The sequence below is a fragment of the Chryseobacterium sp. YIM B08800 genome (genome assembly GCF_026163565.1).
Taxonomy (GTDB): Bacteria; Bacteroidota; Bacteroidia; order Flavobacteriales; family Weeksellaceae; genus Chryseobacterium.
The window spans coordinates 74,667-95,899 of sequence record NZ_JAPDKN010000006.1 but is presented as its reverse complement, the minus strand read 5'-3'; the positions used below and the strand labels follow the sequence as shown (position 1 = coordinate 95,899).

The 21,233-nt window shown below is 33.1% G+C and carries 20 protein-coding genes and 1 other RNA gene; 9 read left to right on the top strand and 12 right to left on the bottom strand.

All coding sequences use genetic code 11. The annotated features are described in order from the left end of the window. The first annotated feature begins 435 nt into the window (after nt 1-435). Nucleotides 436-1,899 (top strand): RNA polymerase factor sigma-54, encoded by a 1,464-nt coding sequence (gene rpoN, locus OEW74_RS03530; protein ID WP_265427178.1) that lies wholly within the window; start codon nt 436-438, stop codon nt 1,897-1,899. A gap of 265 nt (nt 1,900-2,164) precedes the next feature. Here rpoN and OEW74_RS03525 read toward each other — a convergent pair whose 3' ends face one another. From OEW74_RS03525 to OEW74_RS03515, 3 genes are all read right to left on the bottom strand, one after another. After that, a complete protein-coding gene (locus OEW74_RS03525; protein WP_265427177.1) occupies nt 2,165-3,787 on the bottom strand; it encodes an AMP-binding protein in 1,623 nt (540 codons plus the stop codon). 62 nt (nt 3,788-3,849) lie between these two features. Continuing rightward, the gene (locus OEW74_RS03520; protein WP_265427176.1) at nt 3,850-4,524 is read right to left on the bottom strand and encodes a beta-carotene 15,15'-monooxygenase; all 675 of its coding nucleotides are present in this window, start codon (nt 4,522-4,524) and stop codon (nt 3,850-3,852) included. Then, nucleotides 4,517-5,008 carry an RNA polymerase sigma factor gene (locus OEW74_RS03515; protein ID WP_074231294.1) on the bottom strand — a complete coding sequence of 164 codons (492 nt, stop codon included), beginning with the start codon at nt 5,006-5,008 and terminating at the stop codon, nt 4,517-4,519. The genes OEW74_RS03520 and OEW74_RS03515 overlap by 8 nt, the downstream gene beginning before the upstream one ends. 162 nt (nt 5,009-5,170) lie before the next feature. On the opposite strand from OEW74_RS03515, the gene rnpB reads away from it, so the two are divergent. Further along, nucleotides 5,171-5,498: RNase P RNA component class A (gene rnpB / locus OEW74_RS03510), an RNA gene on the top strand. A gap of 95 nt (nt 5,499-5,593) precedes the next feature. Here rnpB and OEW74_RS03505 read toward each other — a convergent pair. Continuing rightward, a complete protein-coding gene (locus OEW74_RS03505; RefSeq protein ID WP_265427175.1) occupies nt 5,594-6,463 on the bottom strand; it encodes a polyphosphate kinase 2 family protein in 870 nt (289 codons plus the stop codon). Nucleotides 6,464-6,659: 196 nt separating this feature from the next. Next, a complete protein-coding gene (locus tag OEW74_RS03500; protein ID WP_265427174.1) occupies nt 6,660-7,115 on the bottom strand; it encodes a DUF1573 domain-containing protein in 456 nt (151 codons plus the stop codon). Nucleotides 7,116-7,243: 128 nt separating this feature from the next. Between OEW74_RS03500 and OEW74_RS03495 the strand changes: the two genes are divergently transcribed. The 7 genes from OEW74_RS03495 to OEW74_RS03465 all read left to right on the top strand — a co-directional run bounded on the left by OEW74_RS03495 (nt 7,244) and on the right by OEW74_RS03465 (nt 14,239). Further along, complete coding sequence (locus OEW74_RS03495) at nt 7,244-9,859, top strand: valine--tRNA ligase (RefSeq protein ID WP_265427173.1); 2,616 nt, start codon at nt 7,244-7,246, stop codon at nt 9,857-9,859. Nucleotides 9,860-9,955: 96 nt separating this feature from the next. After that, nucleotides 9,956-10,309 (top strand): GIY-YIG nuclease family protein, encoded by a 354-nt coding sequence (locus OEW74_RS03490; RefSeq protein ID WP_265427172.1) that lies wholly within the window; start codon nt 9,956-9,958, stop codon nt 10,307-10,309. Nucleotides 10,310-10,349: 40 nt separating this feature from the next. Then, nucleotides 10,350-10,991, top strand: a complete 642-nt coding sequence (locus OEW74_RS03485) for a DUF4241 domain-containing protein (protein ID WP_265427171.1) — start codon at nt 10,350-10,352, stop codon at nt 10,989-10,991. Between the two features lie 57 nt (nt 10,992-11,048). Then, nucleotides 11,049-11,936 (top strand): ribokinase, encoded by an 888-nt coding sequence (locus OEW74_RS03480; protein WP_265427170.1) that lies wholly within the window; start codon nt 11,049-11,051, stop codon nt 11,934-11,936. Nucleotides 11,937-12,027: 91 nt separating this feature from the next. Then, nucleotides 12,028-12,870, top strand: a complete 843-nt coding sequence (locus tag OEW74_RS03475) for an alpha/beta fold hydrolase (protein ID WP_265427169.1) — start codon at nt 12,028-12,030, stop codon at nt 12,868-12,870. Nucleotides 12,871-12,963: 93 nt separating this feature from the next. Further along, the gene (locus OEW74_RS03470; RefSeq protein WP_265427168.1) at nt 12,964-13,608 is read left to right on the top strand and encodes an HD domain-containing protein; all 645 of its coding nucleotides are present in this window, start codon (nt 12,964-12,966) and stop codon (nt 13,606-13,608) included. A gap of 40 nt (nt 13,609-13,648) precedes the next feature. Beyond that, entirely contained in the window at nt 13,649-14,239 is a 591-nt protein-coding gene (locus OEW74_RS03465) for a hypothetical protein (protein WP_084550668.1), read from the top strand. A gap of 2 nt (nt 14,240-14,241) precedes the next feature. On the opposite strand, the gene OEW74_RS03460 is transcribed toward OEW74_RS03465, so the two are convergent. The 7 genes from OEW74_RS03460 to OEW74_RS03430 all read right to left on the bottom strand — a co-directional run bounded on the left by OEW74_RS03460 (nt 14,242) and on the right by OEW74_RS03430 (nt 20,805). Next, the gene (locus OEW74_RS03460; RefSeq protein WP_265427167.1) at nt 14,242-15,132 is read right to left on the bottom strand and encodes a DUF72 domain-containing protein; all 891 of its coding nucleotides are present in this window, start codon (nt 15,130-15,132) and stop codon (nt 14,242-14,244) included. A 117-nt stretch (nt 15,133-15,249) separates the two neighbouring features. Beyond that, nucleotides 15,250-15,846: a hypothetical protein gene (locus tag OEW74_RS03455; RefSeq protein WP_265427166.1), complete on the bottom strand. Its 597-nt coding sequence runs from the start codon at nt 15,844-15,846 to the stop codon at nt 15,250-15,252. A gap of 276 nt (nt 15,847-16,122) precedes the next feature. Next, nucleotides 16,123-16,323 carry a helix-turn-helix transcriptional regulator gene (locus OEW74_RS03450; protein ID WP_265427165.1) on the bottom strand — a complete coding sequence of 67 codons (201 nt, stop codon included), beginning with the start codon at nt 16,321-16,323 and terminating at the stop codon, nt 16,123-16,125. After that, nucleotides 16,320-16,775 (bottom strand): hypothetical protein, encoded by a 456-nt coding sequence (locus OEW74_RS03445; protein WP_265427164.1) that lies wholly within the window; start codon nt 16,773-16,775, stop codon nt 16,320-16,322. The genes OEW74_RS03450 and OEW74_RS03445 overlap by 4 nt, the downstream gene beginning before the upstream one ends. 156 nt (nt 16,776-16,931) lie before the next feature. After that, the gene (locus tag OEW74_RS03440; protein ID WP_102980823.1) at nt 16,932-18,590 is read right to left on the bottom strand and encodes a ribonucleoside-diphosphate reductase subunit alpha; all 1,659 of its coding nucleotides are present in this window, start codon (nt 18,588-18,590) and stop codon (nt 16,932-16,934) included. Nucleotides 18,591-19,152: 562 nt separating this feature from the next. Next, complete coding sequence (locus OEW74_RS03435) at nt 19,153-19,449, bottom strand: hypothetical protein (RefSeq protein ID WP_265427163.1); 297 nt, start codon at nt 19,447-19,449, stop codon at nt 19,153-19,155. 381 nt (nt 19,450-19,830) lie between these two features. Then, nucleotides 19,831-20,805 (bottom strand): ribonucleotide-diphosphate reductase subunit beta, encoded by a 975-nt coding sequence (locus tag OEW74_RS03430; RefSeq protein ID WP_265427162.1) that lies wholly within the window; start codon nt 20,803-20,805, stop codon nt 19,831-19,833. Between the last annotated feature and the right edge of the window lie 428 nt (nt 20,806-21,233).

Below are 21,233 nucleotides of genomic sequence, written 5' to 3'. Positions count from 1 at the left end.
TAGTTTCTATTTTTTTGTAGATTTTTTTTGTTATCGTACACTTCACAGTAATAATTCCAATCTATAATCTGGGAAAATTTGATGAATATTCGAATGAAAAAATTACTAAAAACTCTGTTTATATTCCATCTTTATTGTATGCCGAATTTCCTAGCCCGGATAGAAGCGGTTACCCCGGAACTTGAGTTGGAGAGTTGGAGGGATTTAGAGATGGAAAAGCAACGGCGTGAGGAGTAATAGCGGATAGCCGGAACAAGCTCCTAAGAAATATATTTATTAGACTAAATTTTTTTCAATACCACACAAAAAATAAATGCCAACACATTATGTATTGGCTTTGTAAATTTTATACTACAAAAATCGTGCTAATGATGATTTTTTCGAAAAAAAAGTATTAAATTCGTAGATGTTATGTTAACAAACACAAAGTAGAATATGCTAAAACAACATTTACAACTTAAATTAGGACAGAAACTTGCTCCTCAGCAGATTCAGCTGATGAAGTTGATTCAGCTTCATACTTTGGAGTTTGAGGAAGAACTCGAAAGAGAACTTGAAGAAAATCCGGCACTGGAAGTGGCAAAAGAAGAATCTAAAGAAGATGAATACTCTACTTTAGATGAAAGCTATGAAAGTGAAGGTACGGAAAGTATAGAAACCGATTTCGACGTCAACGAATATCTGTATGATGATGAACCAAGCTATAAAACGGCTTCAAGTAACTATTCTGCGGATGATGAAGATTTTGATAATGAAAGCCTCCTTACTGAAGGACAGTCGTTGTATGACTATCTAATGGAGCAAATAAACCTTGTCAACATCAATGATGAAGATCTAAAAATTGCTGAATACATTATTGGTAATTTAGATACCGACGGTTATTTGAGAAGAGAAATAAAGGCGATTGTTGATGATTTAGCTTTTTCACAAGGGATTTATACGACCAAAGAGAAAGTTGAAGATATCCTTGAAAACTATATTCAGAAACTAGATCCATCGGGTGTTGGAGCAAGAGGTTTGCAGGAGTGTCTTTTACTTCAGATTGAGAAAAAAATCAGTTCTGATAAAGCGGTTTCTTTAGCTGCCAATATTTTGAGACACCAATTTGATGCGCTTACCAACAAGCATTACAATAAAATTATTCAGAAATATGATATTGAAGAGGAGGATTTGAAGGATGCTTTAGATGAAATTTCAAAATTGTCTCCAAAAGTAGGCGGAAACTTCGATACACAAACCATTACAATCAATCAGGAAATTATTCCGGATTTTGTAATACAAGTGAAAGATGGACAGGTTATCCCAATGCTTAACAGCAAAAATGCACCTACTTTAAGGGTTTCTGAAGAATATAAAGATATTTTAACTACTTATTCTCACGATAAAAAGTCATCAGAGCATAAACAGGCTGCACTTTTTATTAAACAAAAATTAGATGCTGCAAAATGGTATATCGATGCTATTAACCAACGTCAGAATACTTTGCTACAAACAATCAATGCGATTGTTAAATTCCAGCACAATTATTTTATCACAGGTGATGAGAAGTCGTTAAAGCCGATGATTTTAAAAGATATTGCCGATATTACAGGTTTTGATATCTCAACGATTTCAAGAGTAGTTAAAAGTAAGTATGCAGATACACCAAACGGAATTCTTTACCTTAAGGATTTGTTTTCTGACAGCTTAACCAATGACGATGGTGAAGAAGTTTCTACAAAAGAAATTAAAAATCATCTTCAGGAAGTAATCAGCAAAGAGAATAAAAGAAAACCTTTAACAGATGATGCTTTAGTGGTAATTCTAAAAGAACAGGGATACAATATTGCAAGACGAACTATTGCAAAGTATCGTGAACAACTCAATATTCCGGTTGCAAGACTTAGAAAAGAACTTTAAAATAGAAAAAGCATTTCAAAATCTGAAATGCTTTTTTGTTGATTTTAATTTTACACTAATTTTTTTATGATTGTCAGCTTTTTGTCATATTAAAAAATCTTCATGAGCTTAGCTAAGTGAAACGCCTTTGCGAGATTACAAACAGCGAATTGTTTAAAGAAATCTTTGCCCTATTTGCGTTAAAATTTTTATTATGATTGAAAGCGGATGTATATAAATTTTTTGATAAAATAGTATAAGCTGATTGTTTTTGATGAATTTATTACTAACGATCTTGTTTTTCTAAACCCAATTCTTTCATAGAAATTTCCCTCATTTCTACTTTTCTAATTTTTCCTGAAATAGTCATTGGAAATTCATCGACAAATTTCCAATATTTGGGGATTTTATAATGTGCAATTCTGCCTTTACAGTATTCATTTAATTCTTCTTCCGTAACTGTGAATCCTGAACGGATTTTTACCCAAGCCATTACTTCTTCACCAAATTTTTCACTAGGAACTCCAATAATCTGAACATCTAAAATATTAGGATAAACATAAAGAAAATCTTCAATTTCTTTTGGCGAAATATTTTCCCCGCCACGGATGATTAAGTCTTTTATTCTTCCGGAAATTGTGATATAACCGTCATTGTCCATTACAGCCAAATCTCCGGTGTGCATCCATCTTCCGTCGTCGATTACTTTTTTTGTATTTTCCGGGTCGTTCCAATATTTCAACATCACAGAATAGCCTCTTGTGCAGAGTTCTCCATGTTCGCCACGGTTTAAAACTTTACCATTTTCATCGACAATTTTTATTTCTAAATGATCCTGAACGGTTCCTACTGTACTCACTTGCTTTTCTAAAGGTGTTCCTATCAAAGTTTGTGTAGAAACAGGCGATGTTTCGGTCATTCCGTAGCAAATGCTCATTTCCTTAATGTTCATTAGGTTTTCGACCTTTTTCATAATCTCTGGCGGACAAACAGAACCAGCCATCACACCGGTTCTTAAATTCGAAAAATCGTATTGATCAAAATCTTTCACAGCCAATTCAGCAATAAACATTGTAGGAACTCCGTATAAAGAGGTGCATTTTTCATCTGAAACGGTTTTTAGAGTAATTTCTGGATCAAAACTATCATTTGGAATCACCATACAAGCTCCGTGAGAGGTGCAGCAAAGATTTCCGATAACCATTCCAAAGCAATGATAAAAAGGAACGGGAATGCAGATTCTGTCTTTTTCTGTGTATTTTAAACGGATTCCGATAAAATAACCGTTGTTCAGAATATTATGATGGGAAAGCGTAACTCCTTTGGGGAAGCCTGTAGTTCCTGATGTATATTGAATGTTTACAGGATCATCAAATTCAACTTTATTTTCAAAATCTTCTAGCGTTTCATCTGAAATATCTTTTGAATTATTGAGAAAATTTTCCCAGGTTTCATCGAAAAATGTTTCTGATTTTAAAGTGGTACAAAACTCTCTTGCATCAGCAATCATTTTTTTATAATTACTTGATTTAAATGTCAGTGATGAAAAAATATGAGACATTTCCGACTGATTGATGACAAAAATCAATTCGCTCGTTCTGTATGCAGGATTAATGTTGACTAAAATAATTCCAATTCTTGCCGTTGCATACTGAAGCAAAACCCATTCGTAGCGGTTTGCAGCCCAAACTCCAACTCTGTCACCAGATTTTACTCCTAAATAAATTAAAGCTTTCGCAACCTGAGTGGTTTGATTATAAAATTCTTGGTAAGTAGCTCGATAATTTTGATGTACACAAATCAAAGCATCCTGATTCGGAAATTTTTCAACAGTATTTCTAAGATTTTTCCCAATGGTTTCTCCCAACAATGGTATGCGGGAAGCTCCGTGAACATAAGATAAAGACATAAAATGCTAATTTGATACAATAAAATTAGGCATTATATCTTTAAAACAAGTCTTAAAAAGGCTTAATTTTCCTGAGATTCGATCTCTTTTAATTGATTTAAATTTTTATCGAGCCTGCTCATAATAATACCATAAACCAATCTGTAGTATACCCAAATCAGGATAACGCACAATATTGTACTTACTACAATTCCAACAATAAATCCGGTAAAAGCCGAGCTGTTTATTTCTATGTTTTGAACATTTAAAATGTAAAAAGTAAAGCCAATTAATGCGCTTATTAGGATTAATAATAACCCGATATTGGTTAAAATAAAAGCATTCACTGTTTTCTTAAAGGTGATTATTCTGATAATAAACAGTTTAAGATCTTCTTCAATTCTAATTTTACGATAGTTTTGATAAAATTTAAATACAAAAAATCCGGTAACTATAAGGCTTAGAATTTTTACAATTAAATAAATATTATCAAGTTTGGTAATTAGTTGGCTATCTTTATGAACACCCATTTTCTCTAAAATACTCAAGAAACTATCTGATTCATTATTTTGTATAAGATAAAATACACCCAAAACACTGAAAAGTAAAAACTCTACCACACTAATCCAGAAAATATATTTCATGTAATTGCGTGATTTATTATTGAGCATTTTCAGAATCTCATTATTGTTGTATTTCGGTTTCACAGGCTGTTCTTGCCAGGTTTTCTTAAAGCTGTCTAAATCAAATTCAGGCATGTTTTTCCATTTTTTCTTTAAGGATTTTCTTTAATCTGTTCATTTTCACACGTGCATTTACTTCCGTAATACCCAAGTTTTCGGCTATATCCTTATAAGGCAAGTCGTCGAGATACATCATTACAATTGCCCTTTCTACGTTTGGAAGGGTTTTTATTACGGTGTAAAGAAGTGAAATTTGCTGCTGTTTGTCATCATCATCTTCAACGAAATCTCTGTGATTGATGTCTAGCTCATTAGTCTGTAAACTTTTACTTTTTTTTCTAAAAAGAGTAATGGCGGTGTTGAGCGCAACACGATACATCCAAGTAGAAATTTTTGAATTTCCTTTAAAAGAATCATAGCTCCGCCAAAGCTGTAAAACAATTTCCTGGAAAAGATCTTCCTCATCTTCCAGCGAATTGGTGTACAGACGCGATACTTTAATAATCAATCCCTGATTATCTTTTACAAGCTGTGCAAACTCTTTCTCTTTAGAAATCAAAATAAATGTATAACAGTACGAAGATATAATATAATTTGACAATTTGAAAATTTAGTAATTTGAAAATGAATGAATAAAGCATTTTTTCAAATAAACACAATGAATTAAAAATTTTCAAATTATTTCATTCCCGAATTTTCAAATTATCTATCTTTGCAGCCACGAGAAAATCGGCTTGTTGATTCTTGTTTCGGCAAGGATAGGAAAGTCCGGACACCATAGAGCAGCAAAGCGGATAACATCCGTCATCCGTGAGGATAGGACAAGTGCAACAGAAAGCAGGTACAGTTCGGCTGTAGTGAAACCAGGTAAACTCTTTGCGGTGCAATGATAAGTATATCGGTTCTTTTCAGTAATGAAAATAGGGGCGGCTCGCTCTGAAAGCCGAGGGGTAATCAGCTCAAGTTTTGCAGCAATGTAAAACGTAGATAAATAACAGGCATCCCGACTTTTCGGGATACAAAATCCGGCTTATAGATTTTCTCGTGGTTTTTTCAAAAGCTGGAAGTTAGAAGCTTGATGCTGGAAGTTTTTAACACAATATTTTTAATCTTCCATCTTCCTGCTTCTATCTTCCATCTTTATTTATTCACTTTCCAATTGTTTTTTAGCCTCATCCAGACCTTTTCTATCCTCTTTTGAAAGCTCAGGAAATTTCAAATCCATTTTTTCTAAAGTATCAATAATAATCTGTAGTGCTGATAATCTGGCAAACCACTTATTATCGGCGGGAATCACATACCAAGGTGCTTCATCTTTTGAAGTTTCATTAATAGCAGTTTCGTAGCATTCCATATACTGGTCAAACAAAGCTCTTTCAGGTAAATCTGCAGCCGAAAATTTCCAGTTTTTTTCCTGTTCGTTGATGCGGTCTAATAATCTTTTCTTTTGTTCATCCTTAGAAACATTCAAGAAAATTTTAATAATTGTCGTTCCATTTTGTGCAAGATGTTTTTCAAAATTTCTGATGCTTTCATATCTGTTTTCCCAGAATTTTTTATCAAAATCTTTTACAGAGTTCCAAGTTTTTTCGCTTAAATTATATTCAGGATGTACTTTACAGACCAAAACACTTTCGTAATGAGAACGGTTAAAAATACCGATCATTCCTTTCTGAGGTAAAGCTAAATAATGTCTCCAAAGAAAATCATGTGAATATTCTTTAGAACTTGGAGTTTTAAAACTCGTAACATTACAACCTTGTGGATTTACACCTCCGAAAACGTGTTCTATTAAACTGTCTTTTCCAGCTGCATCCATCGCCTGTAAAATGACTAAAAGTGATTTGCTTCCGTCGGCATACAGTTTTTCCTGAAGCTCTCTAAGTTTTTCTTTTTCTTGAATTAGTAATTGTACACCTTCTTCTTTAGTAAGTTTCCCTTTATATTCTGTGGAAGATTTTTTTATTGAAAATTTTCCTTTAATTAAAAAGTCGTCTGAGAAATTATTATCCATGTTTTTTATATGATTTAATGATTTAATGATTTAATGATTTAATGATTTAATTCAATAGATAAATGATGATGAGATTTCAATATATCTTAACTTTCTAACATCTAACATCTAACATCTAACATCTAACATCTAACAACATAAATGTAACAAAAAAACCGCCTCAATTGAGACGGTTTAAGAATTTTTTAAGTAAAAATTATTTTTTTGCTGCCATTTTAGCTGCTTTTTTCTCAGCTTTAGCCGCTGCTTTTTGTTCTGCAGCAGTTAATGGTTTTGGTTCAGGAGCATTAGGAGTTACTTCACCTTTAATGTAAATTACGCTTCTGCTGTTTACAGGGTCATTAGAAAATACCTCGATCATTTTGTTGAATGGAGAAACAGTCGCAGTGTTGTATCCAACTTTAATTTTAGCTGATTTTCCAGGTGCAATAGGAGCTTGGCTAAATTCTGGTGTAGTACATCCACAAGATGGTTTTACATTAGAAATAATAAGAGGCTTGTCTCCTGTATTGGTTACAGTAAAGAATCTTGTACCGTCAGAATTTGGTTTAATTTGACCATATTCATACGTAGTTTTGTCGAATGTAATTGTTTGTGCAGATGCTAATGCAAATGTTCCGAATAATGCAATTCCTGCTAATAAATTTTTCATATTCTTGAAAGTTAATATGTTTGTTAGATAAATTTTGAGAAACAAAGTTAAAAATTATTTTAATTAGTGCTTAAATTTTTTTACTTTAAACTATTTTTGCAAATTATAAGTTAAAGAAACCAGAATTTATGCAGATTTCAGAAAAGTATAATCCACAGGAAACAGAACAGAAATGGTACAATTACTGGCTGGAAAACAAATATTTCCACTCAGAGCCCAACGAAAAGCCACCTTATACGATTGTAATTCCGCCGCCAAACGTCACAGGAATTCTTCACATGGGGCATATGTTGAATAATACCATTCAGGATGTTTTGGTCCGTCGTGCAAGAATGCAGGGCTTCAATGCTTGTTGGGTTCCGGGAACAGATCACGCTTCAATTGCTACTGAAGCGAAAGTTGTTGCTAAACTGAAGTCTGAAGGAATCAATAAATCTGATATTACCAGAGAAGAATTTCTAAAACATGCTTGGGAATGGACCGACAAATACGGAGGAACAATTCTTGAGCAACTTAAAAAGTTAGGTTGTTCTTGCGATTGGGACAGAACCCGATTCACAATGGAACCTAAACTTTCTCAGCAGGTAATCAAATCTTTTGTTGATTTGTATAACAAAGGATTGATTTATCGTGGTTACAGAATGGTCAACTGGGATCCGGAAGCGAAAACCAATATTTCTGATGAAGAAGTAATTTTTAAAGAACAAAACGGAAAATTATACTTCCTTAAATATAAAATCGAAGGTACAGAAGAATTTCTTTCGGTGGCTACGACGCGTCCTGAAACTATTTTTGGAGATACTGCAGTATGTATCAATCCTAATGACGAAAGATACGCTCACCTGAAAGGTAAAAATGTGATTGTTCCGATTGTTAACAGAGTTATTCCAATTATTGAAGACGAATATGTTGACATCGAATTCGGAACAGGTGCTTTGAAAATTACTCCTGCGCACGACATTAATGACTACGAAATCGGACAAAAACATCAGTTACCAATGATTGATGCTTTGGATGATGATGGAAATCTGAATGAACACGGATTGCATTACGCTGGAAAAAACAGATTTGATGTAAGAAAACAAATAGCGAAAGAATTAGAAGAAAACAATCTTTTGTTAAAAGCAGAAGATTATGTAAATAAAGTAGGAACTTCAGAAAGAACGGGTGCGGTTATTGAGCCTAAAGTTTCTGTTCAATGGTTCTTAAAAATGTCTGAGATTGGAAAACCAGCTTTAGATGTTGTAATGGATGATGAAGTAAAATTCTATCCTGAGAAATTTAAAAATACCTACAAACACTGGATGGAAAACATCCGTGACTGGAATATTTCTCGCCAGCTTTGGTGGGGACAGCAAATTCCTGCTTTCTATTATGGGGACGGTGAAAATGATTTCGTAGTTGCTGAAAGCATTGAAGACGCTTTGGCTTTAGCCAAAGAAAAAACTCGAAACCCAGAACTCGAAACTCGAAACTTGAGACAAGACCAAGACGCTCTTGATACATGGTTCTCATCATGGTTGTGGCCAATGTCTGTTTTTGACGGTGTGAATAATCCGGATAATGAAGAAATCAATTATTATTATCCAACTTCAGATTTGGTAACAGGTCCGGATATTATTTTCTTCTGGGTTGCAAGAATGATTATGGCAGGATTGGAATACAGAAAAGAAGTTCCATTCAAAAATGTTTATTTTACAGGAATTGTAAGAGATAAGCAGAGAAGAAAAATGTCAAAATCTTTAGGAAATTCACCGGATCCTTTAGAATTAATGGATAAATATGGTGCAGATGGAGTTCGTGTAGGTATTTTGTTAAGTTCTGCGGCTGGAAATGATCTTCTTTTTGATGAAGATTTAATGCTTCAGGGAAGAAATTTCATGACAAAAATCTGGAGTGCATTCCGTTTGATCAACATGTGGAATCATGAAGATAAGCCGGCAAATGCAACAGAAATTCAGACTATCGAATGGTTTGAAAATAAATTAAATAAAACGATTGTTGAAATTGACGATCAGTTTGAGAAATTCAGAATTTCTGATGCTTTACATTTAATTTATAAATTAATTTGGGATGATTTCTGTGGTTCTTATCTTGAAGCTATTAAACCAAATTATGGTGAAGGAATTTCTAAAGAAGTTTATAATAAAACAGTTTCTCTTTTTGAAGAATTGATGAAATTGGTTCATCCGTTTATGCCTTTTCAGTCAGAGGAAATCTGGCAATTGATTTCGGAAAGAAGTATCGATGAAGCTTTGGTTATTGCTCAACAGAAAAAAGTAGAAGGATTTAATGAAGATATTATTGAAAACTTCGAAAAGGCATCAGAAATTATTTCAGGCGTTAGAAATTACCGTCAGACAAAAGGAATTTCACCAAGAGAAGCTGCTGAAATTTATACCAATGCTTCAGAATTTGCCAATGAACCTGTAATTAAGAAATTAGCCAATATTTCTGAAATTCATTTCGGAGTCAAAACAGATAAACCAAGTTTCACGTTCCTTGTTGGCTCTACGGAAGTTTCAATTCCGTTAAGTGAAAACTTAGATTTAGGAGAAGAAAAAATCAAGACAGAAGAAGAATTAAAATACTTAAAAGGATTCTTGATTTCTGTTGATAAAAAGCTTTCCAACGAAAAGTTTGTTGCCAACGCAAAACCTGAAGTGGTAGAAAGCGAGCGTAAAAAACAAAAAGATGCGCAGGATAAAATTGCGATTTTGGAAGAAAAGCTAAAAAGTTTGTAACATTTCGACTACGCTCAGCGTGACAGTGAAAATAAAGCAAAAACTGTTAGTATTAGATTTGTCAGGCTGAGCGGAGTCGAAGCTTTTTGGAATAAAGTGAAACAATATTTTGTATATATATTAAAATGTTCCGACAATTCCTATTATACAGGAGTTATCAATAATCTTGAGTTGAGATTTTCTCAACATCAATCAGGTAAATTTCCTGACAGTTATACTCATAAAAGAAGGCCAGTTCAACTTGTCTTCTTTTATGAATTTAATGATATACTTCAAGCCATAGCATTTGAAAAACAAGTGAAAGGTTGGAGTAGAAAGAAAAAAGAAGCAATTATAAATGATAATTGGGATAAGTTAAAAGAATTATCCATTTGCCAAAATGGAACTCATTCAGATAATTTTAAAAGTAATAAAGAAGGCTTCGACTCCGCTCAGCCTGACAATTCTTAAATTAAGTGTAGTTCTAACCCAATTATAGAATAAAAAAATAATGACACATCTAGAAAACATACAAAAACTTTTCTCTAAAGACTTTGTCGAAAGTCCATTATTAGAAAGTTTTGAAATTGGGAAAATATATCTTTCCACCGGAAAATTGGTTGCTTGTGATCCTTTGATCACGAATGATATGCAGCCTTTTTCTACTGAGTTTCCAAAAGGAGATTTTCAGGTTTTACTGCACAAAGAAAGAGAAAGCAACTGTGTTGCTTATGCAGAAATTGTATTTAGTGATGCAAAAATTTCATCATGGAAATTAGCTACAACCAAAGAGCAGAATATAAAAGACTTAGCTGAAGGGGAAGTTTTTGGTTACCCTGTAGAAAGCGGGATGGGCTGTTTTATGGATGTACAAACTCAGGAACAGCTTAATCTCCTTGAGCAGAAACTTTTCCAAAGAAAAGGAGATGATTTTATGGGAATTTATGAAGAATTCTTTCATGATCATTTTTTTGATGAAAACGGAGCTATCGATCAGTTTGCATTTTTGAAGCCTACAGAAGAAAATCCGGGAAATATTTTTGCTTTTGAAACCGGTTATGGCGAAGGCTTTTATGCAAGTTATATAGCATTTGATGAAAATAATAAACCAGTAAAAATTATTACAGAGTTTATTGAGATATTAGTTAGCTAAAAATTGCTTACATTTAAAATGTAGTTTTTAAATTGAGAAGACTATGAAAATATTATTATGAACTTTTCTTCAGAGCATCCAAAGATTGTCGTTATTGGCAGTTGTTCGCTAGATTTGATATTGTATACTGATAAAATTCCGTCTCGTAATGAAACGGTAATGGCTACTAATTCTGAAAATTTCTTTGGAGGAAAAGGTGCTAATCAGGCAGTTGGTACCGCAAGATTGGGCGCCGCTGTTCATTTTGTTGGCTGTGTAGGGATTGATCCTTTAGGGCAGCAAATCATGCGAAATCTTGTTAATGAAAATGTTAATGTAGGTTTTGTTTATGAAACAGATCAGGAATCTACAGGCATTGCCTATGTAACAAGTTGTAACGGAGATTTTTCTGTAGTAGTAGACTCTGCCGCCAATAAAAAAGTAACGATAAAGCAAATTGATGATGCTGAAAGATATATTCATTCATCATCTCTTATTCTTTTGCAGCTGGAAATTCCCATGGAAGTTATCGAATATACCGTAAAAAAGGCAAAAAGCCTTGGTAAAATGGTTGGTCTGTATGCATCTCCCGGAACAAAATTAAATGAACAAATCTTAGATGATGTTGATTTTATCATAGCCCGAAGCAATGAGCTTTCAATCATCTTTGGAGAAGATAAAAGAGAAGAAATTCTTAAAAAATATTTTAATAAACTTTTCGTAAGAGACGAAACCAATTCTACGATTTACTATGACGGTGTTGAAATGAAATATTTCCGTAACGAAAATGAAAGTATGGTCTACAAAATGGGAATGGGCGATGCCTTTACCTCTGGTTTTGCAGTCGCATTGTGTCATAAAAATACCATTGAAGATTGTGTGAAATTCGGTAATCTGGTTTCCTCAAAAGTTTCTTTAGGAAAAGGTGCGCAAATGGCACTTCCTTACATTAAAGATTTGATATAAACGTTATTTAATGCATATTAATAAGCCTTTTTAATAGAGGTTTATAAAACTAAAATTTCCACATTAGATGTGGATTTTTTATTATATTCTCATGGAAAAACTGATACTTACTACAAAAGATCAATGCCAACTGACCACCCACCTCTTTAAACCGGAAAAATCTAATGATAAAATTATTCTGATTAATTCTGCAACAGGAGTAAAACAACAGGTTTACTTTTCTTTTGCCCAGTTTTTTGCAGAAAAAGGTTTTACTGTTATTACCTACGATTACCGTGGAATTGGGCTTTCAAAGCCTGAAAAAATGCGAAATTTTAAAGCATCAATGAGAATCTGGGGAAATGAAGATTTTAAAACACTCACAGAATTTATCATTAAAAATTTTCCGGAATATCAAAAATTTTGTGTGGGACATTCTGTAGGAGCTTTAATTGTCGGAATGAACGGAGACTCTAAAATATTTGAAAAGTTTATTTTCGTAGCCACCCAAAATGCTTTTATTGGAAACCTGAAATGGAAAACAAAATTGGAAGCATTTCTCGGTTTCGGATTTGCACAACCTTTTTTTACGGAGCTATTTGGCTATTTCCCGGCAAATTGGTTCAGATTGGGAGAAAGTCTTCCAAAAAATTGCGCTTATGACTGGAGAACCTTAATTTTGAACAGAAAATCTACCGGAAAATTATTGCTTAAAACTCAAGATTATTCAAAAGAATTAACCCAAAAAGTATTGGTTTTATATGCTGAAGACGATGTTTGGTTGACCGAAAAAGGCGTGAAAAGCCTCCTGAATGATGTTTATTTTAATTTGAAACCTAATTATAGAATCTTAAAGACTTCAGAATCAGAAAAAGATGAAATCGGGCATGTCAATTTTTTCAGAAGTTATAATAAAAAACTTTGGAATATTATTTTGAATGAGATCAAAAATTAGGCAATAAAAATTCCCCTCCTTTGGAGGGGTGGCGAAAATTCGAAAGAATTTTTGACGGGGTGGTTTAAAAATAAATTATATCAAAATTCAAACATGAGCAACATAATTCAAAACACAATACAATTTGTAAAAGAAAAATTGGAAGGAGCAGAAGCTGGTCACGATTGGTTTCACATTGAAAGAGTCTGGAAACTTTCCAAAAAAATCGCTCAGACCGAAGATTGTAATATTGAAGTTGTAGAACTTTCTGCTCTATTGCATGATATTGCCGATCCTAAATTTCATAATGGAGATGAAACTTTAGCTCTGAAAATTTCAAGAGAATTTTTAGAAAGTCAGAATGTTGAAGAAAAAATTATTCAGCAGGTTTTATTTGTTATTCAGAATATTTCATTTAAAAATAGGGGAGAGGCTCCAAAAGATTTGCCTATCGAACTTAAAGTTGTACAGGACGCAGATAGAATCGATGCTATTGGTGCGATTGGAGTGGCAAGAACTTTTAATTTTGGTGGTTTTAAAAATAATCTGATGTATCATCCCGATATTGAGCCAAAACTGAATATGTCTAAAGAAGAGTATAAAAAATCAAACGGAACAACGATTAATCATTTCTACGAAAAACTGTTGCTTTTGAAAGACTTAATGAATACCAATGAAGGCAAAAAAATAGCCGAAGAAAGACATCAGTTTATGCTGACTTTCCTCGACCAGTTTATGAAAGAATGGAATGTAGATTAAGAATCTCATCAGCAATCTTTAAATAAGTATCTTTGCACTTATGGGATTTATCATTTTTGTTATTTTTCTTTCGCTTGTTTTCTCGCTCTTTTTTTCAAAACTGAAAAAAGGAAAGTTGGGTCAGTTGGCAAAGCTTTTCAGGATTGCAAGTGTGGTTTTTGCGGTTTCTGTTTTTACGTATTGGTTTATCAAAAAATCGGTGATAGGGGTTGTAAGTAATTCTTTGTCATTACAGGTAATCAATAAGCTTCCACAACCATTGGATTTTTATGTCATTAATGTTAATAATCTTGATAAAAATACACCTTTAGAAACCAAGCATATCGGAAAAATTCGTCCTGAATATTACAGAGTTGAATATTTAAAAATGACCAAATCTGATGAATATTGGGTTGCAGGATATTTAGGTAAAAAAAATCTCGTTTATTTTTCCCAGCATTCTGTTCCCAATAAAAATATGGATCAGATGATTGAAGTTCAAAACTACATCAACCAAAGCGAAAAACTTTCTGCAATCGCTAAAAAAGAAATAGAAGAAGACAATTACCAAAATATGCTAATGGGAATTTGGGTAACACTTTGTTTTCTTTTACTGTTCTTGAATTTTGTTCTTTTGGTAAGAAAGAAATAATTCTAAAATAAACTTGGCATATTTTCCTGTCCCATTTTTGGAATCTGAAGATCAGTTTTCCAAGCTTCATTCATCTTTTCAATAAAATAGGCTGAAAGAAGTGGGGATGCCTTTTCGATATTTTGATGAACGAAAAAATATAAATTCTGAAGACCTTCTTTTTTCCACGTCGTCAATCGGTCTAGCCAATCTTCCAATCGGGCATAATCTGATTCATGATTGGCGCCAACATAACGGATGAAAGCATTTGGAGTCGTCAATCTCATGTGAAGCATATCTCGTCTTCCTGCCGTGTCTACAATAATGTTCGTAATATTATTTTGCTCGAAAAGTTCGCAGGTTTTATCTAAAATTTCTTCATCAGTAAACCATTCCGTATTTCTGAGTTCGATGGCTAAAGGAACTTCTTTAGGCCATTTATTCACAAACTGTTCAAGCCTTTCGTAATCTTTTGGTTTAAAATTATCGTGAAGCTGTAGGAAAACCATTCCTAATTTATCATCAAAATTAAGAACTGCCGTTGCAAACTGCGTTACAACATCATCAATATTCAAAAGTCTTCTGAAATGAGAAACCGTATTGGTGATTTTTGGGAAAAACCTGAAATTTTCGGGTGTTTTTTCTTTCCACGTTAAAACCTGTTCAGAACTTGGCATTCCATAGAAAGTCGCATTCAATTCAATCGAATTAAACTGTGTAGAATAATACGCCAATTCGTCTTTCGTACCTTTCGGGTAAAAACCTTTCAAATCAGTCTTATTCCATTTTGCACAGCCAATCGAAATGTTTTCCAGCCCTTTTTTGTTTTGCTTCAAAATTTCTTTGGTTTTTGGATGATCTTTTGGTAAGGTAAAATCTATTTGCGAAGGATCTTCTACTTGTCCGAATTTCATTTTATTAAGGTTTTAGGGATTAGGTGGGAGGTTTTAGTTGTAAACAAATATAAATAAATTAATGAGATTGACTTGAGTTTTGTAAATGGATAATTTCGCTTATTTTTTTAGAAATAATCAATTCTTTTTGCCAGATATTTCTTTTATTTTTTCCTCGTAAAGCTTTTCTGCTGTTTTCAGATTCTTAATTCCTATTGAGTTTTTATTCACATGATTAAAAAATGAAGATGGATAAAATGCTTTTATAAGATATTTTCTTTTTTTAAATTCAGGATAAATTATTTTGGCTGTTTTAAGATTTTTCTTGATGTAAAGATTCTTGCTAGTTATTAATTCATATTCTTGTATGTTTTCGTCAGACGGCTCAAAACCGTACCAATTACCATTTTTATTTAAAATTATTGGCGTGTAATAAGTTCTTTTCTGAATGAAATTTCCGTTATCATTTTTTACAAGATAAATAATTGCGTAATCGTAGACAGAGTAGTTAATCTGATTCATATGCGTGTATGAATTGAAAATAAGAGTATCTGTTTTAATTTCATTATCGAAAACCTGCTCGACTTTATAAACATTTCTATATTTCAAATAAAAATTATCGTCAGGATTTACTCTTTCAACGGAAATTTTCTTGCCTACAAATGCATAAATTTTAGATTGAGAATAAACAATGTTTACGCTCATCATTAGGAAGAAAATAATTAGTTTTTTCATAGATTTAATTAGCTCGAGTTCGAGATAAAAAATAAGCAAAATCTTTTATCACGCAAAGATTTTAATTTTTAAACTTCATATTTTAAGGAGCAAAGAATAGCGACAAAGTCGCTGATGAAGCTTGATGAATAAAGTAGTCGCTTCATAAAAATCAATTTATTGATTCATCTTTGCTCCTTAGAAATAGGCTTTGCGAAGATCAAGCTTTGCGTTAAATGTATAAAGTGCTTATTATAATGATTAGTTTATTTTTTTCGAAATAGATGCAATTCGCCGTTAATCTTCATTCTCCAACTCAAAAATATCTTCTACTTTTTTGTCGAAATATTTTGCAATTTTCAATGCTAAAACTGTTGAGGGAACATACTTTCCGGCTTCCATGGCATTGATGGTCTGTCGTGAAACCCCGATTTTTTTTGCCAAATCTTCCTGAGTGATGTTCTTTAAAGCTCTTTCTATTTTAATGGTGTTTTTCATTTTTTAAGTAATAAATAATTAAATCTGAAAACATAAAGTACCAAAGGTAAAAACATAATCAAAATCATGGCGGTGAAGAATAATGTTCCAAATATGGTTAAAAATAAGATTAGAACGATAGAGTAGGTGACTATTAAGCTCCAAAATACAGATTTTAATCTTAAACTTGAGATGTACTCATCTTCAATTTTCTCCTTTGAAAATCCTACCAATATTCCGCCGATAATAATTAAGATTCCAAAAAGATTTGGGAAAAGATCTATTGTTGTGGTCGTAAATAATCCCGAATTTTCATTATTCAAAGGAAATCCTGAGCTATAAAATACGGGTAACGAAATTTCAGTAGAATCGATAATTCCCGTCAATGAAATTATTCCTAGAATTAATGATGGAATAAAAATAAACCAGCCTATTTTTTTATAGCGGTTTGAGAAAAGTTGTAACGTATTCATGATTGTAATTTTTATTAAAACAAATGTAAAAAATATTTTACATATTGTAAAGTTTATTTTACATTTTATCTAAAATAAAAACCGTAGAAAATTTCTACGGTTTTAAATATATTCAAAGCCTAACTTGATTCTTTAAACTTTTACCTTTTTACTTTATTAAGCTTCACAAGCCGAACAGCTCACAAAATTCACCATCATTTCTTTAGAGACAGACGAACTTCTTTGGTAATACAAAGTTTTTACGCCTTTTTTCCAAGCTTCGATGTAAAGATAGTTAACGTCTTTTACAGGCATTGTTGAAGGGATCTGTAAGTTCAGAGACTGAGCCTGATCGATGTACTGTTGTCTTTGTGCAGCCTGAGAAATAATCTCCATCGGAGAAATTTCTTTAAAGGTTTTAAATACTGCTTTTTCTTCGTCAGTCAACTCACTTAAATGCTGTACCGAACCATGGTTTAGCATAATTGTTCTCCATGTATCTTCGTTATCAAGACCTTTTTCTTCCAACAATTTAGCAAGATATTTATTCTTACGCATAAAGTTTCCTTTTGCCAAACCTGCTTTGTAATAATTCGAAGCGAAAGGCTCAATTCCAGGAGAAGTTTGTCCCAAAATTGCAGAACTTGAAGTTGTAGGAGCAATTGCCATTGTTGTTGTATTACGGATTCCGTAACCTTTTAATAAGTCTGGTTCTCCGTAAATGTTTGCTAGTTCTCTTGTCGCGATATCTGCCTGTTCTTTAATTCTTTTGAAAGCTCTTGCATTGAACTGAGTCGCCTCAAAACTTTCAAACGGAATCATATTTTTCTGAAGGTAAGAATGGTAACCCAAAACTCCCAAACCAAGCGCTCTGTGACGCATTGCGAAGTTTCTGGCTCCCTGAAGATAATAATTTCCTTCTGTTTTTTCGATAAATTCAGATAAAACAGCGTCAAGGAAATAGATTGCTAATTTAACAGCATCAGTATCTTTCCACTCGTCATACAATTCTAAGTTCATTGAAGAAAGACAGCAGATGAAAGATTCTTCTCTTGTTGACGGAAGCATGATTTCCGAGCAAAGATTACTCGCATTTACCGTTAATCCTAAATCTTTATAAACCTGTGGTTTATTTCTGTTAACGTTGTCGGTAAAGAAAATATAGGGTAAACCTTTTTGTTGACGGCTTTCCAAAACTCTTGCCCAGATTTTACGTTTATCCATATCACCGTCAATCATGTCCTGCATCCAGTAATCAGGAACACAAATTCCGGTAAATAAGTTCTGAATCGGACTTCCGATATCTTTAATTGATAAAAATTCTTCAATATCTCCGTGGTCAATATCCAGGTAAGCAGCAAAAGCACCTCTTCTTACACCGCCTTGAGAAACCACATCCATTGCAGTATCAAAAAGCTTCATAAAAGAAACAGCTCCTGAAGATTTTCCGTTGTCGGTTACTGCAGTTCCTCTGTTACGAAGTTCCCCGAAATAGCCTGAAGTTCCGCCTCCGATTTTCGTCTGCATAATCACTTCACCCATTTTGTGGGTAATTCCTTCAATGCTGTCCGGAATATGTACGTTGAAACAAGAGATTGGAAGACCTCTCTGTGTTCCCATATTTGCCCAAACCGGAGAAGAAAAACTGATCCATCCTTTGGTGATCATTTCCTTGAAAGCAGGCTGTAATTCGGGTTTATATAATCTTTTTGCAGCGGCAGTGGTGATTCTGTCAATCGCTCCGTCTACGGTTTCTCCTTTTAGAAGGTAACCTCTGTTCAACATTTGCTCAGATTCTTCATTGAGCCACCAGATATTTGTATTTTGTTCTTCCATGTTCATTTATATTGTAAAATGTACGTTGTACATTGATTTTTTATTTTTTAAGAGCATCACGTTTTGTGTTCCTCCTCAATTTTCTACCTGCTTTCGCTACTCGCTTTTTTCTTTTGCAAAGAAAAGAGCTCAGACACGTCGCTCAATCAGGGCTAAGATCACGATTTGTTTTCTTTTCACTTTGTCAAAGTTGAAAATCTTTGACAAAGTTTTTTAATTATTTCTTCAAATCACACTTTTCAAAGCTGGCAATAAATCAAACCTTTTAAGTTTTGGCTAAAGCCAAATGCATTTTTATCTTTTTTTTGAAAACGGGCTTTAGCCCGTTTCTATTGATGTTCTCCAGTTTGTCATTGCAGGGAATGAAACAATATCTTAATAAACTTAACTTCTTAATTCTATCTTAATGTTTTAATTGCTTTAAAATTTAACCATTAAGGTTAATTTAAGTTTTTAAGAATATTAAGCTTGAGATTCTTCATTTCGCTTTCGCTTCATTCAGAATGACAGATCGCTAATACTAACTGTTTCGGCGCTCGCTTCGCTCGCGCCTCTATTTTATTTATTCAACTCCAACAGACTGTAAAATTTCTACTTTATGAGAATCATTCAATCCGCTTTCATCTCTTACTCTTTGAAATTCTTTGAAGGACGGAATATTTAAAACCATATTCTGTACTTCTTCGTTTTCATAATTTGAAAAATGAACAAACGTAACGCTGTCTTCTTTTACAAAAACCTTATACTCGAATTTTGACTGATCCAAAGTTTTAAAATCATTCAAAAACTTCTGAATATTGCTTTTGTTTTCAGATACAAATTCAGGTTTTACGGTATAAGTTACGATTACATTGATCATATTTTATTTTTTGGTCATTGCGAGGACTCTCTTAATAATCTTAACTTCTTAATTCTATCTTAATGTTTTAAAATTTAACCATTAAGGTTAATTTAGGTTTTTAAGAATATTAAGCTTGAGATTCTTCATTTCGCTTTCGCTTCATTCAGAATGACAAATCTCTAATACTAACTGTTTTGGCGCTCGCTTCGCTCGCGCCCCGACTTGAACGGAGCTCTTTTTGTTATTGCGTTTCGCAAATAGTGCAACAATTGCTTCGCGTTGTTCGCAATGACAAAAAAGCGGGAGTGGAAGACGGATAAAGGCGCCAAAAAAAATATTATAAAACTACCCCGTCAAAAATTTTCTAAATTTTTGCCACCCCTTCAAAGAAGGGGAATTTTAAAACAAATCGTTCGCTGTAATACTCTTATCGTGCTTTGTATAATCTACCGGTCTTTTTGCAAAGAAATCATCCATAGAGTTTGCGAAAACTTCTTCTTCGAACCAAACCATCGGTCTGTATTGTTCCGGAGTGATGTTGTAACGAGTTGCCATGTTGATTTTCTTTAAACTATCGTCAACACGGTATTTCATGAAGTTTAACAAGTCTTCTTTGGTGAAAAAATTAAATTCACCCAATTCAAAAATCCATTCGATGATTTCGCCTTCCAATTCGATCGATTGGTCAACTAAAGTATAAATATCTTCAATATCAGAATCAGTCAAAAGATCAGGTTGCTCTTCACGGATTTTATTGATCAGATAAATACCTGCATTGGCGTGAATCTGCTCATCAATAGAAGTCCAGGCGATGATATTGGAAACATTTTTCATGTATCCTTTGAATCTTGTGAAAGAAAGAATGATTGCAAATTGTGAGAAAAGCGAAACGTTTTCTATCAAAATACTGAATAACAAAAGAGAAGACACATACTCTTTTGGAGTGGTAGAATTGGCGTGCTTCAAAACATTTGATAAGAAGTCGATTCTCTTTTTAAGAGCCGGAACTTCTACAACATGTGTAAACTCTTCGTTGTAACCTAAAACTTCCAGCAAACGAGAGTATGCTTCAGAATGACGGAATTCGCACTCTGCGAAAGTCGCTCCAAGACCGTTAAGCTCAGGTTTTGGCATGTGATTGTAAAGATTTCCCCAAAAAGTTTTTACCGAAACTTCAATCTGGGCGATCGCTAAAAGTGCATTTTTTACAGCATTTTTTTCGTGCGGCTCAAGCTGCGACTGAAAATCTTGAACATCTGCCGTGAAATCTACTTCTGAGTGTACCCAAAACGATTTGTTGATAGCTTCTGTAAACTGAAGAACTTCAGGGTACTCAAATGGCTTGTAACTAATTCTTTTATCGAAAATTCCCATATTATAAATTTTATGTCTTTTGTTTTGTCAAAAATAAAATTCTACAAATACAATCGTTGAAATGATAAGTATTTGATTTTTTGAAAGTTAATAAAGTGATTTTTTTACCTTAATCAGCAATACCTTCTTTCAGAATCTACGTACAAAGTTAGAAAATGAAGACTGATTTTAAAAGGGCTAAAGCTTAATTGGCTGACTTTTAACCATAAAAGTTTTCCACATTTACATGAAACACCCTTTACCATTGGGTTAGAGCAACTTAAGTGGCGGAAACAAATTGTTGACGCTGATTTTGGTTAAACAGATGTTTTTAAATAATTGATATTTATATAGTTAAGTATTAAACAATCATGAAATAAAAAGATTTTTTTAATGTTGTAACAAAACAAGAATAGTGGCTACTTATAAGACATAAAACATCCAAAGCT

Bases quoted from the DNA above. Each gene is read 5' to 3' on its own strand.
- OEW74_RS03460 (WP_265427167.1), bottom strand. From the start codon at position 15,132: ATGAAATTCGGACAAGTAGAAGATCCTTCGCAAATAGATTTTACCTTA.
- OEW74_RS03500 (WP_265427174.1), bottom strand. From the start codon at position 7,115: ATGAAAAATTTATTAGCAGGAATTGCATTATTCGGAACATTTGCATTA.
- OEW74_RS03440 (WP_102980823.1), bottom strand. From the start codon at position 18,590: ATGGAAGAACAAAATACAAATATCTGGTGGCTCAATGAAGAATCTGAG.
- OEW74_RS03525 (WP_265427177.1), bottom strand. From the start codon at position 3,787: ATGTCTTTATCTTATGTTCACGGAGCTTCCCGCATACCATTGTTGGGA.
- OEW74_RS03435 (WP_265427163.1), bottom strand. From the start codon at position 19,449: ATGATCAATGTAATCGTAACTTATACCGTAAAACCTGAATTTGTATCT.
- OEW74_RS03470 (WP_265427168.1), top strand. From the start codon at position 12,964: ATGAGCAACATAATTCAAAACACAATACAATTTGTAAAAGAAAAATTG.
- OEW74_RS03445 (WP_265427164.1), bottom strand. From the start codon at position 16,775: ATGAATACGTTACAACTTTTCTCAAACCGCTATAAAAAAATAGGCTGG.
- OEW74_RS03430 (WP_265427162.1), bottom strand. From the start codon at position 20,805: ATGGGAATTTTCGATAAAAGAATTAGTTACAAGCCATTTGAGTACCCT.
- OEW74_RS03480 (WP_265427170.1), top strand. From the start codon at position 11,049: ATGAACTTTTCTTCAGAGCATCCAAAGATTGTCGTTATTGGCAGTTGT.
- OEW74_RS03495 (WP_265427173.1), top strand. From the start codon at position 7,244: ATGCAGATTTCAGAAAAGTATAATCCACAGGAAACAGAACAGAAATGG.
- OEW74_RS03475 (WP_265427169.1), top strand. From the start codon at position 12,028: ATGGAAAAACTGATACTTACTACAAAAGATCAATGCCAACTGACCACC.
- OEW74_RS03450 (WP_265427165.1), bottom strand. From the start codon at position 16,323: ATGAAAAACACCATTAAAATAGAAAGAGCTTTAAAGAACATCACTCAG.
- OEW74_RS03455 (WP_265427166.1), bottom strand. From the start codon at position 15,846: ATGAAAAAACTAATTATTTTCTTCCTAATGATGAGCGTAAACATTGTT.
- OEW74_RS03520 (WP_265427176.1), bottom strand. From the start codon at position 4,524: ATGCCTGAATTTGATTTAGACAGCTTTAAGAAAACCTGGCAAGAACAG.
- OEW74_RS03505 (WP_265427175.1), bottom strand. From the start codon at position 6,463: ATGGATAATAATTTCTCAGACGACTTTTTAATTAAAGGAAAATTTTCA.
- OEW74_RS03465 (WP_084550668.1), top strand. From the start codon at position 13,649: ATGGGATTTATCATTTTTGTTATTTTTCTTTCGCTTGTTTTCTCGCTC.
- OEW74_RS03485 (WP_265427171.1), top strand. From the start codon at position 10,350: ATGACACATCTAGAAAACATACAAAAACTTTTCTCTAAAGACTTTGTC.
- rpoN (WP_265427178.1), top strand. From the start codon at position 436: ATGCTAAAACAACATTTACAACTTAAATTAGGACAGAAACTTGCTCCT.